At 26.1% G+C, this 1097-nt stretch carries 1 protein-coding gene; it reads left to right on the top strand.

Features of this window, described 5'->3' with window-relative positions:
• Positions 1-153: 153 nt before the first annotated feature.
• Positions 154-981, top strand: coding sequence for a hypothetical protein (locus tag ACOSP6_RS00380; RefSeq protein WP_422092358.1), 828 nt, complete (start codon positions 154-156; stop codon positions 979-981).
• Positions 982-1097: the final 116 nt, after the last annotated feature.

Here is a 1097-nt window from a genome sequence, read left to right as displayed (position 1 = left end):
GTACAACAAGGTGTATAATTAATTGCGGCTGTCCCGAAGCTTCGGGACCTCATCGGAAATTCAATCTTATTAATTATCTTTCCAAAACAACGGAAAATGACTCGCGTCCTTTTCCCGCAAAAAATCATACACAAAACCGTTGTAAAACATAAAATGAACAGAACATTAAACATATTATTTATTTTAATTATAACTTGGAGTTTTTCTTGTTCAAATAAAAAAAATACAAGATTAAATAATGTTCATACAATAAATCAAACAGACACTATTTCTGATAATTCTATCTCATTCAACAAGCTTGATAAAACTAAACAAATACTTTTTGAACGAATTTCTGATAATGAAATTTGGATTTACAATTGTTTGTATTCTGGATTTACAGGAGAAACAACTTTAATAAAGGTTAATAAAAATTTAGAGATAAAGTCTGCTTACTACGATTACTGGACAGATGTCATTAATGAGAATTCAACTGAATTCAAAGTAATGAAATCAAAAATTGAGTTTAATGAAAATCCATTTACAGCTAATAAACAAATCAATATTAATTACGAATTAAAAGTAAATGAAATTTATTATAACACACAGAAAATAGTCAACTCTAAAACTATTACTTCTAAATTTATGAGTAAAGAAATGGCTGAAAGTGAAGCTATAAATTACAAAAAGAAATATGGATTTATTAATTCATTTGATGCATATAAAATTAAATATGTAGACAAAAAACCTAAATTAATATCGGGTATTGAAACTTTAAAAAGAAAACTAAATTCTGATTTTGACATAAATACAGTAATAATTTTATTTACGATAGACATTAAAGGAAAAATTATAAAAGAATCAATCAAATTAAGAGTTAGGAAAAATTTAGCAACAGAAGAAAAAGATAAAATAGAAAATTTAATAATTGAAAGATTAAATTATAAGCCAGGTTTTATTAATGAAAAACCTGTGAACACTGAACTATATTTAAAGATTTAAAATAAACATTTTACAACACCGTGTATAATTAATTGCGGCTGTCCCGAAGCTTCGGGACCTCAACGGAAATTCAATCTTATTAATTATCTTTCCACAACAACGGAAAACGACTCGCG

The sequence above is a fragment of the Tenacibaculum sp. MEBiC06402 genome, from assembly GCF_049239625.1.
In the GTDB taxonomy this organism is placed as follows: domain Bacteria; phylum Bacteroidota; class Bacteroidia; order Flavobacteriales; family Flavobacteriaceae; genus Polaribacter.
Note: the sequence above shows the minus strand (reverse complement) of the source record. Positions and strands in the feature narration are given on the sequence as shown.

Excerpts from the sequence above, each read along its gene's own strand:
- ACOSP6_RS00380 (WP_422092358.1), top strand. The coding sequence starts at position 154 with ATGAACAGAACATTAAACATATTATTTATTTTAATTATAACTTGGAGT.